Here is a 14847-nt window from a genome sequence, read left to right on the forward strand (position 1 = left end):
GGGCGGGCCCGCGCGACGGGGGTGTGCCTGGTCAGGCGAGCTTGGCGGTCAGCGTGATGGGCGTGGCCTTCAGCGCCTGGCTGACCGGGCAGCCGACCTTGGCCTCCTCGGCGGCGGCGAGGAAGGCCGCCTCTTCGATGCCGGGGACGGTGCCCTCGACGGTGAGGTGGATGCCGGTGATGCCCTCGCCGGGCTGGAAGGAGACGTCGGCGGAGGTGATGAGCTTGGTGGGCGGCGTCCCGGCCTTGTTCAGGATGTTGGAGAAGGCCATGGAGTAGCAGCTGGAGTGGGCGGCGGCGATCAGCTCCTCGGGGCTGGTCTTCCCGTTCGCCTCCTGGGCGCGCGACGCCCACGTGACCGGCTGCTCGCCGATCGCACCGGAGGTGTCGAAGGTGACGACGCCGTTGCCCTCGAGCAGGCTGCCTTCCCAGACGGTGTGTGCGGAGCGCGTGGTAGCCACGGTTCTTCCTTTCGCGTGCGGACTCGCGGTGGGGCCCGTCTCCGGGTCCCGTACCCCCATCCGATCACACCCGTGGCGCCGCGTCCGCGCACGCGCCGAATTTCAGGCCGCGCGTTCCTCGCTGCTCTCCAGCGGCACCTGAGGGCCGTTCGACTCGCGCAGCCAGCGGCGCAGGACGCGGTGGACGTGCTCGGCGCCGACGATTTCCGCCCCGTCCGCCACCGGTGCGGAGAGGACGAGCGGGGACAGCAGGAAGGGCCTGCCCTGGGCGCCGCCGAGGCCGCCGTGGGAGCCGATCTGCTCCTCGAAGGCGAGGACTTCGCCGTCGGCCGGGTCGTGGAAGGAGTTGACCATGATGTCGGCGGTGTGCGGGAAGGAGTGCGTACGACGCACCGCGTCGGCCGCGCCCGGCCCGAACGCGGCGAGCGGGCCCGGGTCGTCGTCGAGGTCTGCGAGCGAGATCTCGGCGCCGTTCGCGCCGAGGACGACTCCGCCGTGCTCGTCGCTGCGGACCAGCAGGAAGCCGATGCCGGGGTGGTTGGCGAGGGTCGGCAGCAGCGCGGGGTGGCGGGCGTCGATCTCCTCCTTGCTCATCCGGTGCGTGACGTCGGGGAAGGACACCAGGCCGAGGTTGCCGGAGGCCAGCACGATCGGCTCCGGGCGGCGCGCCGGACGGTGCCGCTCGCCGCCCTCCTCGACCGGTATGCGCAGGGCGGCACGGACGGCGGCTCGGGCCTCCGTGCCGCTGCGGGTGCGCTCCGCCCTGCGCGGCACGGGCAGTCCGCAGCCGGCCCGTACCAGGTCGCCGAGGGTGAGGCCGTAGCGCGAGCGGAACGTCTCGCCGGGGCTCTGGCCGTGGTCGGACAGCACGACGATCCGGTACGGGCGCGGGGCGTGCTCGGCGACGTTCTCGATCAGCGCGAGCGAACGGTCGAGTTTCTCGAGGACCTTCTGCGCGTCGCGGCTCACCGGGCCGGAGTGGTGGGCGACCTCGTCGTAGGCCACCAGGTCGGCATAGACGGCGGTGCGGCCGACAAGCATGTCGCCCGTCACCGAGGCGACGACGACGTCCCGCTCGACGACCGTCGCGAAGGCCCGGACGAACGGGTAGAGGCCCGCGCGGGAGACCCTCGGGCGCTGCTTGCGGAGCCGGGCCCGGGTGGACTGGCCGATCTCCCGGCCGACGTCGGCGACGAAGGACAGGGCGGTGCGCACGGCGTTGGCCGGATCCGAGAAGTAGGCGAAGTAGCCCGCCCGGGAGCGGTTCTCGCGGCTGCGGCGGCGGGCGGCGATGGACAGCACCAGGGCCTGCTGCTCGGCGCCGCCGCTGAACAGGTTGCCGCGGCTGGCGCCGTCGACGGTGAGCAGACCGCCGTGTCCGGCGTATCCGACGGCGCGGCGCTGGAGTTCGGCGGCGCTGGTCGGGCGGTTGCAGACGACCACCTCGCGGGTGTCCTTCTCGTACCAGCGGAACGCGGGGACGTCGTGGTTGCTGCCGTGCAGGATGCCGAGCTGGCTGGCGCCGGTCTGGCTGGACCAGTCGGTGCGCCAGGGGGTGAGGCGGTGGGTGGAGCGGCCGCCGTCGCCGAAGTCGAGCCAGCGGGCGACGGTGGGCATCAGGCCCTTGCCGACCGCGTCCAGCAGGACGTCGTGGCCGACGCCGTCGAGCTGGACGAACACCGTGCCGGGGCTGGACGGGCTGGGCGGTCCTGACCGGCGGCGGCGGTCGGAGAGGCGGTACAGCCTGCGGCGGTAGGCGTCGTCGTCGCGCACGGCCAGGGCGGCACCGGTGGCGGACGCCACGGCGGACATCACGGCGGCGACCACGACGGCGGTCTCCGGGGCGGCGGCGCCGCGCTCGGCGGGGTTGAGTCTCAGGGCGAGCAGCAGCAGCGCGCCGTTCAGGAAGAACACCAGCAGCCCGAGCACGAGCGCCGGCACGAGGAGCAGGAGCCGGACGAGCAGCGGCCAGACCACGGCCGACAGCAGGCCGAAGGCGCCGGCGCCGAAGGCCGCCGTGACGGCGATGTCGGTGGCGCTGTCGCCGTCCGCCGACCGGAGCCGGAAGTCCGGCAGGATCCCGGCGAGCAGCAGCAGGGTGACGGTGGAGACCGCCCACACGGCGACACTCCGCCCGACCTGACTGGCGACCCGCCGCCACCGCACGCCCCGCACGCCCAGCCACCTCACGTCCCGGCCCGCCGCCGCGAGCTCTTCCCCACCCTGTCACAACGCCTGGGGAACGCTTTGTGTCCCTCGAAACGCCCCCGTGAAACCCCCGGCGGACCGAGGTCACGCCTTTCGCCGCGGCCGGGTCAGCGTCCGTCGTAGCCGGCCGTCGGCATCGACAGCCGGCGGTGCACGCACGCCTTCATCGCCGCGTCGTACGCCGGCTCCGCGTGCCCCACCGTCTCGACGCGCACCCCGCGCTTCGAGCACTCCGCGGTGAATTCCTCGACGGACGCGAGCGCGCTCTCGAGCACCCGCCGGCTGGGCGCCACGAACAGGTCGAGGCCGGGCCGGACGCCGTCCCACAGGGCACCGTGGTCGGGACGCAGCCCACGGACCAGTAACTCCCGGCTGACCACATAGCCCCGCTCGGCGGCCCAGCGGGAGCACATCGCGTGCTGGCTGCGGGAGTCGACCAGGAACGGATCGTCGTCCAGCTCCTCCAGCGGCGTCAGACTCGCGATCGCCGTGACCCGGACCGGCACCATGGCGTCCCCCCTCACCTCCGGTTTCGCCGCCGACCCTACTCCTGCCCGTAGGCTTCGGGGAGTCGCGCGAAGGAGGCAAAGAAGTGCCGGTGGAGATCACCTGGTGGGGTCACGCCACTTGCACGGTCGAGGACTCGAACGTACGCGTGCTCACCGATCCCCTGTTCGCACGCCGGCTCGCACACCTGCGGCGCCGGCGCGGAGCCCTGCCGCCGCCCGGCGCCCTGGACGCGGACGTGGCACTGGTCTCTCATCTGCACGCCGACCATCTGCATGTGCCCTCGCTGATGCGGCTCGCTCCGGGCACGCGCCTGCTCGTGCCCCGGGGCGCGCGCCGAGCGGTGCCCGGACTGCGCCGGCTCGCGCACCTGCGGGTGAGCGAGGTGGCGCCCGGGGACGAGACCCCGGTCGGCGACGTCGTCGTACGGGCCGTGCCCGCGCGGCACGACGGGCGGCGGCTGCCGCTCGGACCGCACCGCGCTCCCGCGCTCGGCTATGTCATAGCCGGCGAGGCCCGGACGTACTTCGCCGGGGACACCGGGCTGTTCGACACGATGGCCGAGGAGGTCGGGCCGGTCGAGGTGGCGCTGCTGCCGGTCGGCGGCTGGGGACCGTACCTGGGCGAGGGGCATCTGGACGCGGGACGGGCGGCGGAGGCGCTGGCACGACTGGCGCCGTGCAGTGCGGTGCCGGTGCACTACGGCACGTACTGGCCGATCGGGATGGACGCCGTGCGCCCCCACGAGTTCCACGCGCCGGGCGACGAATTCGTACGGCTGGCGGCCCGTAGCGCACCCGGTGTGGCGGTGCACCGGCTCGGGCACGGGGAGAGCGTGCGCCCGAAGGTCGCGCGGTGACCTGGACCGCGCCCGTGGCGCAGGCGGGTCTGCCCCTGCTGGCGGCGTCGGCCGTCACCCCGGCGGCCATCGTGCCGACCTCCACGCAGCAGGCGGTCGGCTATCCGACGCTCTTCCTGCTGGTGCTGGCCGGGGCGCTGGTGCCGGTGATTCCGACGGGGGCGCTGGTGAGTTCGGCGGCCGTGGTCGCCTTTCACCAGACGTCGCCGTTCTCGCTGGCGATGGTGTTCCTGACGGCGTCGCTGGCGGCGTTCCTCGGGGACGCGACGCTGTACTGGCTGGGACGGCGCGGGCTCAAGTCGAAGAACGGCTCGCGCTGGCTGGAGGCGATCCGGGCGCGGGCGCCGGAGGACCGGCTCGCCCAGGCGCAGGAGAAGCTCGCCTCGCACGGTGTCGCGGTGCTGGTGCTGTCCCGGCTGGTGCCGGCGGGGCGTATCCCGGTGATGCTCGCCTGTCTGCTGGCCCAGTGGCCGTTGCGGCGGTTCTCCCGGGGGAACCTGCCGGCATGTCTGGCGTGGGCCGTGACCTATCAGTTGATCGGGATTCTCGGAGGGTCGCTGTTCGACGAGCCGTGGGAGGGCGTGGTCGCGGCGATCGCGCTGACGCTGGTGATCAGCGTGGTGCCGAGTCTGGTGCGACGGGTGCGCAGCGTCCCGCGCCACTGAGGTCAGTGCCCGGACAGCACCCTCGAGGCGCCCACCGGCATGTCCCAGAGGTCGTCGCGTGCCAGTCCCGCCTTCTCCCAGGCCGCTCGTACGCGCGTGAGCGGCTCCAGGACCGGCTCCGCCGACAGGACGAAGGTCGCCCAGTGCATGGGGGCCATCCGCCGGGCGCCCAGGTCCTGGGTGGCCCGGACCGCCTCCTCCGGGTCGCAGTGGACGTCGCTGAGCCACCAGCGCGGGTCGTAGGCGCCGATGGGGAGGAGAGCGAGGTCGATGCCGGGGTAGCGGCGGCCGATGCGGGAGAACCAGTGGCCGTAGCCGGTGTCGCCGGCGAAGTAGACGCGCTGTCCGTCCCGGTCGGTGAGCACCCAGCCGCCCCACAGGCTGTGGCAGGTGTCGGTGAGGGTGCGCTTGGACCAGTGGTGGGACGGGACGAAGTCGAAGCGGACGCCGTCCAGTTCGGCCGCTTCCCACCAGTCGAGTTCCGTGACGCGGGTGAAGCGGCGGCGGTGGAACCAGCGGGCGAGCCCGGCCGGGGCGAACACGGGGGTGTCGCGCGGGAGTCTGCGCAGGGTGGGGGCGTCCAGGTGGTCGTAGTGGTTGTGGCTGATGACGACGGCGTCGACGTGCGGCAGCTCGTCCCAGGGGACGCCCACGGGGGTGACGCGGGCGGGGGTGCCGAGGATCCGGCGGGACCAGACCGGGTCGGTGAGGATCGTGAGGCCGCCGACGCGCAGCACCCAACTGGCGTGCCCCGCCCAGGTGACGGCGATCGTGCGGGCGTCGACGCGGGGCAGCGGGCCGGGGGCGTAGGGGAGCCGGGGGATGTCGGCGAGTCCTTGGGGGCTCGGTCTCACGGAGCCTTCGCGGGCGAAGCGGGCGATGGCCTTCAGGCCGGGGAGCGGGGCGGTCAGCCGGTCGTGGAAGGTGCGCGGCCACACTCTCCGCTCGGCCAGCGGCCGGGGTTCGGCCAGGGGCGGGTACGGGGGCGCGAGCGGGGACGGGAGTGCCGGGTCGCCGGCTTCCCGGGTGGTCGTACCGGTGGTCGACTCGGACTGCTGCGTCATCGAGGAGGCTCCCGTCGCTGAGCTTCGTCACGGAGGTCGTCGAAGACCGACTTCAGCCGGAGCAACGCCCTTCGCACATGCGGCAGTTCCAACGGTGCGGGTGAGGTGAGGCATTCCGCGCGTTCCGGGTCGGAGGCGGGCAGCAGTGCGCCGGTGGACAGGCGCACGCGCGGGGCTTCGAGGTCGTCGCCGAAGCGGTGGCCGCCCGGCGCGGGCATGCCGAGGCGGGCGGAGAGGAAGTCCTCCAGTTCCTGTGCGTCGCCCACGCCGTGCGCGCTCAGCGCGGGGCGCAGCGGGGCGAGGTCCACGTACAGATGCCGGCCGGCCCGCGGGGGCCGGGAGAAGGCACCGGCGGCGGCGACGGCGGAGTGCGCCGCGGCGGCCACCCGCGCGTGCAGGCGCACGGTGGCGGCCACGCGCTCCGTGACCGGGTCCGGTTCGGCCAGGGCGTACCCGGCCGCCGCGGCGACCGGGGCGGCGACACGGGCGTCGAGCGCGGTGAGGACGTCGAGCACGCGCGCGTGGAGGCCGTCGCCGTCCTCGCCCGCCGGGAAGCGGGCCACGGCGGCGGGCCAGCCGGGCGGGAGCAGGGAACCGGCCAGGTCGGTGACGACGGTGACCCGGTCGGGCAGCATCTCGGCGGGACTGAGCAGCACGGTGTCGTGCGGGTCGTGCAGGGTGTCGCGCCAGGTCTCGTCGCTGACCAGGTGCAGGCCCTCCCCCTGGGCGGCCTCTACGGTCTCGTGCAGCAGCTCGGGAGGGGCGACGGTCGCGGTGGGGTCGTCGGCGACGGACAGCACCAGCAGGCGCGGGTCGCCGCCCTCGGCGCGGACCCGGCGCACGGTCTCCAGCAGGGCGTACGGATCGGGGACGCCACCGCTCTCCGGCGGGGTCGGCACATGGAAGGCGGGCCGCCCCAGCAGACGTGCGTACGGCGCCCACCAGGCCGCGCAGGGCCTCGGCACCAGGACGTCACCGCCGAGGGCGGCGGTCAGCGCGAGCAGCAGAGAGGGGGCACCGGGGCCGGCGGCCGCGCGGTCGGGGGCGCAGTGCAGTCCGCGCCGGTCCCAGTAGCCGCAGGCGGCCTCCCGCAGCGCGGGGCCGCCGCCGACCGGCTCGTGGTCGCCGCGGGACGCCGCCGCGGCGAGCACCGCGGACAGCTCCGGCAGGACAGGGAGCCCGTCCTCGGGGAGCGGCGGCCCGAACCGGACGGGGCCGTGGCCTTGCGGGTCCGTCCGCCGCATCCGTACCTCCGCAGTGCCTGGTGCCGCCGTGTTCTGGTGATCCGTACGGTGCGGCTCGTGCTCTCGGCCAGTGAGTACCCAGGGTGCCGCCGCCCCATGGGCGCCCCGCCGGGTTGTGACGGTCACAGCATGAGCGGGCCGGGCCGGGGAAGCGGGCCGTTTCCGGGGCACCGCGGAACGGTCCGGGCAGGTCAGCGGTAGGGATCGCGCTCCCGGTTGCGCAGCCGGTGCGCGGCGGCGCCGAACGCGCCCGCGATCAGCAGCCCGCCCGCGACCAGGGCCGGCACGGAGTCGGTGAAGGCACCGCCGTCACCGGCCCGTACCCCGCGCTGGATCACCGCTCCGCCGCACTCGCTGTCGCGGGGGTGGTCCGATTCGTGGTCCACGTGGTCCGATTCGTGGTCCGATACGTGGTCCGATTCGTGGTCCGATTCGTGGTCCGATTCGGGGCACGGCTTGTGGGTGGGCCGGTGCGTGGGATCGTGGGTCGGCTTGTGGTGGCCACCGCCGCCGTGGGCCACCGTGAACGTCGCGCTCCACTCCTTGCCCTGACCGCCGGGAGCGGCCGGGCAGGTGCCGTCGACGGTCCACGCCGAGTCCTCGCCGAGGGCGTCCGGGTCGCCCTCGAAGTTCTCGGCGGACGCGATGCGGGCCGTGCCCCGGTAGGCGGGCCCGGACACCTTGTCGTCGTTGCCGGTGACCCTGCGCAGCGGGACCGTGCCGTCGTCGAAGGCCTGCGAGGTGGCGTCGATGGTGTCGGGCGGCGGTCCACCCGTCGGATCACAGCTGACCGAGACGGTGAGCGTCCCCCCGGGCTCGACGGTGGCGGGACTGACCTCGGCGGCGGGTTCGGCGAAGACGGCGGGTGCGAAGCCCGCCAGGGCGGACCCGGCGAGAACGGCGACGGACAGGGCCTGGAGGGTGCGGCGCATGGCGCGAACTCCTTCGGCGACGACAGAGAAAGCCCTCCGCCATCACAGCCCGCTCACCGCGTCACCGCCCGCGACCGACCCCCATTAGCGGGACGGCACGCTCCAACCGGGTGAACCGCGACCCCCTAGGGGCGCGACCCCGCGCTACCCGGCATCCCGCATCACCTGCTCCCGCACCCGCACGCAGCACCGGCTGATCAGCCGGGACACATGCATCTGCGAGATCCCCAGCTCCTCGGCGATCCGGCTCTGCGTCATGTCGGAGAAGAACCGCATGTACAGAATCGCCCGCTCCCGCTCGGGCAGCGCCGCCAGCCGGTCCTTCACCGCCTCACGGTCCACGACCGTGTCCAGTGCGGGATCCGGCGACCCGAGCGCGTCGCTCAGGGAGTACCCGTCCTCGCTGCCGGGCAGCTCCGCGTCCAGGGACAGGGCCGTGAAGCTCTCCAGCGCCTCCAGACCGGTCTTGACGTCCTCCTCGCTCATCTTCGCGTGCTCGGCGATCTCGGCCACGGTGGGCCGGCGGCCGGAGATGGTCTGGGACAGGTCCTGTGAGGCGAACCGGACACGGTTGCGCAGGTCCTGGACCCGGCGGGGTACGTGCAGGGTCCACATGTGGTCACGGAAGTGCCGCTTGATCTCGCCGGTGACGGTGGGCACGGCATAGCTCTCGAAGGCGTTGCCGAGTTCGGGGTCGTACCGGTCCACGGCCTTGACCAGGCCGAGGGCCGCGACCTGGCGCAGATCGTCCAGGTTCTCGCCTCGGCTGCGGAAGCGCCCGGCGATGCGGTCCGCCATGGGCAGCCAGGCCTCGACGATCTCGTCGCGGAGCGCGTCGCGCTCCGGGCCGGCGGGGAGGGCGGCGAGCCTGCGGAAGGCCTCGGCGGTGTCGGGGGCGTCGTCGTGGGGGTGCTGCTTCGTGCTCGTGTGAGTCGGCATGATGCGTCGCAATTCCCTTGCAGGTGCTCTGGGTTGGACGGTCACCGTGGGAGCGCATCCGCTGCGGGACAGGGGCGCCGGTGGCGACGCTTCACGCCGCTCCCACGGACGTGCCTCCTGTCCGAAGCACTGAGGTGCGCCTGCCCCGGGCCCTCACACGCAAACCCGGAGAGGTTCTCCGCCGTCGCGCACGGTGACCTGACGCGGACCTGCGAACGACGGCCGAGCAGGGCTTCAGGCCGAAGGGGCGGGAGTTCCCGCCGGGGCGGGAGAAGCGGCGGCGGCCGCGGGAGCGGGGGGTACGGGCACGCCGGCCGGTTCACGCCGGCCGGTCTTCTCCTCGGGCAGCAGCAGCTCCTCGTACCGGCCCAGAACGAGCACTACTCCGAGCATGAGCAGCGGAATGAGCACAGCGAGCATCGCCATGACGGGTCCTTCCCCAGGGAGGTGTGGGGGGGTGTGATCCGGGTCTCCCCCAGGCCGTGGCGCAAACCAGGGCGGGTTGTGGGGATCCGGTGTGCCCAACCCGTGTCGGCTTCCGGTGTGCGGGTACGCGGTGCGGGCCCCCGAAGGTCTGGAGGGAAACATGCAGCGAGGCAGCGACCGGCTGAGCGTCCACCGGGACGACGAGATGAAGCACGAACTGCAGGGTCTGCTCAGGTCCGGGCACCCCACCCGCAGTGAGGAGTGGCACGACCCGGAGCCGGCCGCCGAGGACGACCCCGAGGTCGCGCACGGGCCGGTGACACCGAGCCGTGCGCCGACGTCTCTGGAGTCGGTACGGCTGGATCTGGCCCGGATCCTGGGCCGCAAGGCGTTCCCGGCGAGTTCGCGTGAGCTGGCCCGTGAGCTGCGCGGCCACCAGGCGCCCGACACCCTCGTCGAGGCACTGGAGCGGCTGCCGCGGCAGGAGCGCTACGGCAATGTCCAGGAACTGGCCCAGGCCCTGATCCGGGCCCGCGAGACCGGGCCCGAGGAATACGCGTAGTGACCGCGCCAGGGGTACCGCGGCGCGCCCGCCGGTGCGCCGCGGTACCCCTGCCGACCTGGGAACGGAGAGAGGGCCCCAGTGATGGCCGAGTTGGTGAAGGACGTGATGACTCCGGGTGTGGTGGCCGTGCGCCCGGACGCCTCGCTCGTCGAGGCGGCACAGTTGATGCGCACGCAGAACATCGGCGACGTGGTGGTCGCCGACGGGCAGGACGTGATCGGAGTGCTCACCGACCGTGACATCGCGGTGCGGGCCGTCGCCGACGGCGCCGATCCGATGACGGTGAGCGCGCAGACCGTGTGCACCCCGGATCCGGTGACGGTGACGCCGGACGACCGGGTGGCGACGGCGGCCGCGCTGATGCGCGAGCACGCGGTGCGCCGGCTGCCGGTGGTGGAGAACGGACTGCCGGTCGGCATGGTGAGCCTCGGCGACCTGGCCGAGGCCGAGGACCCCGCGTCGGCGCTCGCCGACATCAGCCGCGCCGAGCCGGACGCCCGGGGCGGTGCATGAGCACGGACCAGGCGAAGGAGATCAGCGCCTCCGGCGTCACGGTCGACGTCGGTGACGCCACGACCCGCTATCTGCTGTACGGACTGCTGCCCAGCTGGTTCGTGCCGGGCGTGGCCGACTGGGTGATGCACCGGCGGACCCGCATCGAGGAGACCGCGGGCACCAAGGAATCACTGATCCACTCCCTCATGATGGCCGAGGTCGGCATCCCCATCGCGCTGACGCTGCGCTACGAGGTCAACCCGCTGCTGCTGAGCGTGCAGCTGGGCGGGGCCACGGTGCACGAGGCGACGGCGCTGTGGGACGTCCGTACGGCCGTCGGGAGCGAGCGGGAGGTCAAGCCGGTCGAGCAGCACATCCACAGCTTTCTGGAGTCGCTGCCGTTCGGGGCCCTGGCCGCCCTGATGTGCCTGCACGCCGACCAGGTGAAGTCGCTGCTGCGCGGCGGCGAGGGCGATCCGGACGCGTGGCGCCTCGTGCCGCGCCGACGCCCGCTGTCGCGCGGCTATCTGGCGGGCATCGCCGCCGCGATCGGCACGTGCGTGCTGCTGCCGTACGGCGAGGAGCTGCTGCGGTGCGTCCGCACGGGCCGCGAGAACAAGAAGAACCGTTCCGGGAAAGGACGTTGAGCATCATGCGTATCGCGTTTCTGGTCGCGCCCGAGGGCGTCGAGCAGATCGAGCTGACCGATCCGTGGCAGGCGGTGAAGGACGCCGGCCACGAGCCCGTGCTGGTGTCCACGAAGCAGGGGAAGATCCAGGCGTTCGAGCACCTCGACAAGGCGGACACCTTTCCCGTGGACGAGGTGGTGGGCGAGACCGCGCCCGACTCGTTCGGCGGTCTTGTGCTGCCCGGCGGTGTGGCCAACCCGGACTTTCTGCGGATGGACGACAGGGCCGTCGCTTTCGTCCGGGACTTCTTCGAGCACGGCCGGCCCGTGGCCGCGATCTGCCACGCGCCCTGGACGCTGGTCGAGGCGGACGTCGTACGGGGCCGGGAGCTGACCTCCTGGCCGAGCCTGCGGACGGACATCCGCAACGCGGGCGGCACCTGGGTGGACAAGCAGGTCAAGGTCTGCGACCACGGCGCGGGCAAGCTCGTCACCAGCCGCAAGCCGGACGACCTCAAGGCGTTCTGCGAGACCTTCCTCGAGGTGTTCGCCGAGGAGGCCGGCTGAACGCCCTGTCACCGGGCGCGTGTCCTTCGAGGGGCTCAGGTGCCGGGGGTCGTGGGAGTCGCCGACTCCCCGCTCCCCCGCTCCCGGGCCCCTTCGCGGGTGCGGCCCGCGGCCACCGGGCGCCGCGGGTTGCGGCGCAGGTACTCGCCCTCGAGCTGCGCCATGCGCTCGTTGTGGGCCCGCAGCGCGTCGTTCGACCCGTACAGCAGCGTGTCGTGGCGCGTGCGGTGGATGGTCTCCAGCTCCTTCATGAGCTGCTGGTCGTCCAGCCGGTCAGGGTCCACTCCGGTCATGGTGTCGCCCCGCTCGTCGTGTTCGTGTCCGCGGTACGGGTACCCGCCCGGTGCAACTGAGCACTACACCCGATCGGCACCCGGGAGGGAGCCATGGATCTCGCCTTTCTGCACCCACTCTACGAACACTCGGGCCCCTGGGCCTCTGTGTACGTCGACACCTCCCGGCACACGGAGGACACGCCTCACGAGCGGCAGCTGACGGCCCAGGCCATGGCCAGGCAGCTTGCCGCGCAGGGCGCGGACGAGGCGACCTGCGGGGCCGTGCAGAACGCGATCGAGGATCTGCGGCACTCCTCCGAACCGCACGGCCGGGCCTTGTTCGCGCGCGACGGCGAGGTGGTCCTCGACCCGCCGCTGGCCCGCCCCCCGCAGGCCGGCGACTGGGCCGAGTGGGCCCCGCTGCCGCGTGTCACGCCCCTGCTGGAGCTGGCCGGCGAGGACCCGGTCTGCGTGGTGGCCTACGTCGACCGCAAGGGCGCGGACTTCGAGCTGCGCAGCGCGCTGGGCCGGGAGGACTCCGGGAGCGTCACCGGGCGGCAGTGGCCGGTGCACCGGACGAGCTCCGCGGACTGGTCCGAGCGGCATTTCCAGCTGCGGGTGGAGAACACCTGGGAGCACAACGCCGCGGAGATCGCCGACGCGCTCGCCGTGTGCCAGGAGGAGACCCAGGCCGACCTGCTGATTCTCGTCGGCGACGACCGTGAGCGGCGGTCCGTGCACGACCGGCTGCCCAAGCGGCTGCACGGCCTGGTGGCCGAGGCGCCGCACGGCAGCGGCAGCCGGCTCCTCGACGAGGACGTGGAGCGGGCCCGCGCCGAGCATGTGGCGCGGCAGGCCGAGGCGGAGCTGGAGCGGTTCCGGGCCGGCCGGAGCCCGGACGACGAGGGCCGGGCCCGGGCCGTGGAGGGCGTGCCCGCGCTGATCGAGGCGGCACGTGAGCACCGTATCGACGAGCTGCTGATCAGGCCGAACGGGCCGGACGCGCACCGCGAGGTGTGGATCGGCGAGGATCCGGACCAGGTGGCTGTGCGGCGCACGGATCTGAAGATCCTCGGCGAGCAGCACTCGTGGCCGGCCCGGGCGGATGACGCGTTGATCCGGTCGGCGGTGGCCACGGACGCGCATGCGCTGGCGGTTGCGGAGGAGGAGGTGCCGGTGGGGGGACTCGGGGCGTTGCTCCGCTGGAAGTGAGCGGAGCTGTTGTGCGCCCAGCCGCCATAGGGGTGCTTGCGGCAGTGCGGGTGCGGGTGCGTTGTGGCTGGTCGCGCAGTTCCCCGCGCCCCTAGGGGGCTGCGGCCCCCTAGCGGGCGCGTTCCACTCTGCGTTCGTCCCAGACCGGGGTCGGGGTCTCCCGGACCCGGCCGTCGCTGCCGAAGACCAGGTAGCGGTCGAAGGAGCGGGCGAACCAGCGGTCGTGGGTGACCGCGAGGACCGTGCCCTCGAAGGCCTCCAGGCCCTCCTGGAGCGCCTCGGCGGACTCCAGGTCGAGGTTGTCGGTCGGCTCGTCGAGCAGCAGCGCCGTCACGCCCTGGAGCTCCAGCAGGAGGATCTGGAAGCGGGCCTGCTGGCCGCCGGACAGCCGGTCGAACGTCTGCTCCGCCTGGTTCGTCAGCTCGTAGCGGCGCAGCCGGGACATCGCGGCGCCCCGGTCCTGCGCGTGCTCCTTCCACAGGATGTCGAGGAGCGTACGGCCCTCCAGCTCCGGGTGGGCGTGGGTCTGCGCGAAGTGGCCGGGCACGACCCGGGCGCCCAGCTTCCAAAGCCCCGTGTGCGCCACGTCGCCGCCGGCGAGCAGCCGCAGGAAGTGGGACTTGCCCGAGCCGTTGGAGCCGAGGACGGCGACGCGTTCGCCGTAGAAGACCTCCAGGTCGAAGGGCTTCATCAGGCTGGTGAGTTCCAGGTGCTCGCAGGTGACCGAGCGGACGCCGGTGCGGCCGCCCTTGAGGCGCATCCTGATGTCCTGCTCGCGCGGCGGCTCCGGGGGCGGGCCGGCCTCCTCGAACTTGCGCAGGCGGGTCTGGGCGGCCTGGTAGCGGGACGCCATCCCGTCACTGTTGGTGGCCGCCTGACGGAGGGTCAGCACCAGCTTCTTCAGCTGGGCGTGCTTCTCGTCCCAGCGCCTGCGCAGCTCCTCGAAACGGGAGAAGCGCTCCCGGCGGGCCTCGTGATATGTCGCGAAGCCGCCGCCGTGCATCCAGGCGTCGGCACCGGCGGGGCCGGGTTCCAGGGAGATGATGCGCTGGGCCGAGCGGGCGAGGAGTTCGCGGTCGTGGGAGACCAGCAGCACGGTCTTGCGGGTCTCGGCGAGCCGCTCCTCCAGCCAGCGCTTGCCGGGTACGTCGAGGTAGTTGTCGGGCTCGTCGAGCAGCAGCACCTCGTCGGTGCCGCGCAGCAGCGCCTCCAGCACGAGCCGTTTCTGCTCGCCGCCGGAGAGGGTGCGGACGAGTCGCCACTGGGCCCTGTCGTACGGGATGCCCAGGGCCGCCGTGGTGCACATGTCCCACAGCGTCTCGGCCTCGTAGCCACGTGCCTCGGCCCAGTCGGCGAGGGCCTGGGCGTAGGCGAGCTGGGCGGCCTCGTCGTCGACGGTCATGATGGCGTGCTCCGCGGCGTCGACGGCACGGGCCGCCTCGCGGATGCGGGGCGTCGCCACGGACACGAGGAGGTCGCGCACGGTCGTCTCGTCGCGTACGGATCCGACGAACTGCCGCATCACGCCGAGGCCGCCGCCGACGGTGACGGAACCGCCGTGCGGCTTCAGTTCACCGGCGAGCATGCGCAGCAGGGTGGTCTTCCCGGCACCGTTGGGCCCCACGAGCGCCACGACGGCGCCCTCCCCCACCCGGAACGACACATCGCCGAGCAGCGCCCTTCCGTCGGGCAGGTAGTACTCCAGGTGCGCGGCTTCGAGGTGACCCATGTGCAGGGATTCTGCGGCGCCGGGGCGTGCGGGGCAAACGCATTTGGCGCGGGCGACGCCGAGCACGGTGAA

General features: G+C 73.3%; 17 protein-coding genes. 7 read left to right on the forward strand and 10 right to left on the reverse strand.

The genetic code is table 11. The features are described from left to right. Window positions 1-31: 31 nt before the first annotated feature. The 3 genes from ACFT32_RS07295 to ACFT32_RS07305 all read right to left on the reverse strand — a co-directional run bounded on the left by ACFT32_RS07295 (window position 32) and on the right by ACFT32_RS07305 (window position 3177). On the reverse strand, window positions 32-460 hold the full coding sequence (locus ACFT32_RS07295; protein ID WP_382486709.1) for an OsmC family peroxiredoxin: 429 nt from the start codon (window positions 458-460) through the stop codon (window positions 32-34). A gap of 102 nt (window positions 461-562) precedes the next feature. Further along, on the reverse strand, window positions 563-2635 hold the full coding sequence (locus tag ACFT32_RS07300) for a phage holin family protein (RefSeq protein ID WP_382486711.1): 2073 nt from the start codon (window positions 2633-2635) through the stop codon (window positions 563-565). Between the two features lie 140 nt (window positions 2636-2775). After that, the gene (locus ACFT32_RS07305) at window positions 2776-3177 is read right to left on the reverse strand and encodes a hypothetical protein (RefSeq protein WP_382486713.1); all 402 of its coding nucleotides are present in this window, start codon (window positions 3175-3177) and stop codon (window positions 2776-2778) included. 83 nt (window positions 3178-3260) lie between these two features. Between ACFT32_RS07305 and ACFT32_RS07310 the strand changes: the two genes are divergently transcribed. Together ACFT32_RS07310 and ACFT32_RS07315 are read left to right on the forward strand one after the other, a co-directional pair. Continuing rightward, the gene (locus ACFT32_RS07310; RefSeq protein WP_382486715.1) at window positions 3261-4034 is read left to right on the forward strand and encodes an MBL fold metallo-hydrolase; all 774 of its coding nucleotides are present in this window, start codon (window positions 3261-3263) and stop codon (window positions 4032-4034) included. Then, window positions 4031-4699, forward strand: a complete 669-nt coding sequence (locus tag ACFT32_RS07315) for a DedA family protein (protein ID WP_382486717.1) — start codon at window positions 4031-4033, stop codon at window positions 4697-4699. Before ACFT32_RS07310 ends, ACFT32_RS07315 begins: the two co-directional genes overlap by 4 nt. A gap of 2 nt (window positions 4700-4701) precedes the next feature. On the opposite strand, the gene ACFT32_RS07320 is transcribed toward ACFT32_RS07315, so the two are convergent. From ACFT32_RS07320 to ACFT32_RS07340, 5 genes are all read right to left on the reverse strand, one after another. Continuing rightward, window positions 4702-5763 carry an MBL fold metallo-hydrolase gene (locus tag ACFT32_RS07320; protein WP_382486719.1) on the reverse strand — a complete coding sequence of 354 codons (1062 nt, stop codon included), beginning with the start codon at window positions 5761-5763 and terminating at the stop codon, window positions 4702-4704. Then, a complete protein-coding gene (locus ACFT32_RS07325) occupies window positions 5760-7007 on the reverse strand; it encodes an aminotransferase class I/II-fold pyridoxal phosphate-dependent enzyme (RefSeq protein WP_382486721.1) in 1248 nt (415 codons plus the stop codon). The genes ACFT32_RS07320 and ACFT32_RS07325 overlap by 4 nt, the downstream gene beginning before the upstream one ends. A 191-nt stretch (window positions 7008-7198) precedes the next feature. Beyond that, the gene (locus ACFT32_RS07330; RefSeq protein WP_382486723.1) at window positions 7199-7939 is read right to left on the reverse strand and encodes a hypothetical protein; all 741 of its coding nucleotides are present in this window, start codon (window positions 7937-7939) and stop codon (window positions 7199-7201) included. Window positions 7940-8083: 144 nt separating this feature from the next. Continuing rightward, window positions 8084-8878 (reverse strand): RNA polymerase sigma factor SigF, encoded by a 795-nt coding sequence (locus ACFT32_RS07335; RefSeq protein WP_382486725.1) that lies wholly within the window; start codon window positions 8876-8878, stop codon window positions 8084-8086. Window positions 8879-9112: 234 nt separating this feature from the next. Further along, complete coding sequence (locus ACFT32_RS07340) at window positions 9113-9304, reverse strand: hypothetical protein (protein ID WP_382486726.1); 192 nt, start codon at window positions 9302-9304, stop codon at window positions 9113-9115. 160 nt (window positions 9305-9464) lie between these two features. On the opposite strand from ACFT32_RS07340, the gene ACFT32_RS07345 reads away from it, so the two are divergent. The 4 genes from ACFT32_RS07345 (at window position 9465) to ACFT32_RS07360 (ending at window position 11559) form a co-directional block, all read left to right on the forward strand. Next, window positions 9465-9866: a DUF2795 domain-containing protein gene (locus ACFT32_RS07345; protein ID WP_382486728.1), complete on the forward strand. Its 402-nt coding sequence runs from the start codon at window positions 9465-9467 to the stop codon at window positions 9864-9866. Window positions 9867-9950: 84 nt separating this feature from the next. Next, complete coding sequence (locus ACFT32_RS07350; RefSeq protein WP_382486730.1) at window positions 9951-10382, forward strand: CBS domain-containing protein; 432 nt, start codon at window positions 9951-9953, stop codon at window positions 10380-10382. Further along, window positions 10379-11011, forward strand: coding sequence for a diguanylate cyclase (locus tag ACFT32_RS07355; RefSeq protein ID WP_382486732.1), 633 nt, complete (start codon window positions 10379-10381; stop codon window positions 11009-11011). The genes ACFT32_RS07350 and ACFT32_RS07355 overlap by 4 nt, the downstream gene beginning before the upstream one ends. A gap of 5 nt (window positions 11012-11016) precedes the next feature. Beyond that, window positions 11017-11559: a type 1 glutamine amidotransferase domain-containing protein gene (locus tag ACFT32_RS07360; protein WP_382486733.1), complete on the forward strand. Its 543-nt coding sequence runs from the start codon at window positions 11017-11019 to the stop codon at window positions 11557-11559. Between the two features lie 35 nt (window positions 11560-11594). Here the strand turns inward: ACFT32_RS07360 and ACFT32_RS07365 are convergent, their stop codons facing one another. Continuing rightward, window positions 11595-11852: a DUF6158 family protein gene (locus ACFT32_RS07365; RefSeq protein ID WP_382486735.1), complete on the reverse strand. Its 258-nt coding sequence runs from the start codon at window positions 11850-11852 to the stop codon at window positions 11595-11597. Window positions 11853-11945: 93 nt separating this feature from the next. Between ACFT32_RS07365 and ACFT32_RS07370 the strand changes: the two genes are divergently transcribed. Next, window positions 11946-13046, forward strand: coding sequence for a Vms1/Ankzf1 family peptidyl-tRNA hydrolase (locus ACFT32_RS07370; protein ID WP_382486736.1), 1101 nt, complete (start codon window positions 11946-11948; stop codon window positions 13044-13046). Between the two features lie 109 nt (window positions 13047-13155). Here the strand turns inward: ACFT32_RS07370 and ACFT32_RS07375 are convergent, their stop codons facing one another. After that, window positions 13156-14775 (reverse strand): ABC-F family ATP-binding cassette domain-containing protein, encoded by a 1620-nt coding sequence (locus tag ACFT32_RS07375; protein ID WP_382486738.1) that lies wholly within the window; start codon window positions 14773-14775, stop codon window positions 13156-13158. Window positions 14776-14847 lie beyond the last annotated feature (72 nt).

Origin of the sequence: Streptomyces sp. NPDC057002 (genome assembly GCF_042673825.1) — a bacterium.
Classification (GTDB): Bacteria; Actinomycetota; Actinomycetes; order Streptomycetales; family Streptomycetaceae; genus Streptomyces.